The sequence below is a fragment of the Chryseobacterium sp. SIMBA_028 genome, from assembly GCF_046535285.1.
Lineage (GTDB): Bacteria > Bacteroidota > Bacteroidia > Flavobacteriales > Weeksellaceae > Chryseobacterium.
In genome coordinates, this window is the sequence record NZ_JAWRWZ010000193.1 from 1 (window position 1) to 278 (window position 278).

A 278-nucleotide genomic window follows, 5' to 3' on the forward strand; every position below is an offset into this window, starting at 1 on the left:
TGGTGAATATTTTGGATAATGGCGAAAAAATTATCGCCATTGCAGAAGGAAAATATTTAGGTAATAACCGTGAAGGTATTGTTTTCTCTACACAAAAAAGAATCGTGTTTATCGATAAAAAATTCTTTGGAGGTGTTGTAGAAAATGAATTTATGCATGATAAGATCTCTTCTGTAGAATATGATTCAGGTATTCTTACTTCTTCGATGAAGATATACACACAAGGTTCAACTGCAGAATTTAAATTATATAATAAAAGTGCAGCCAAAGCTTTTTAC

The 278-nt window shown here is 30.6% G+C and carries 1 protein-coding gene; it reads left to right on the forward strand.

What is annotated here, in order from left to right; all coding sequences use genetic code 11:
- On the forward strand, nt 1–278 hold a 278-nt coding region (locus tag SCA31_RS23105), incomplete at both ends, for a PH domain-containing protein (protein WP_410699368.1).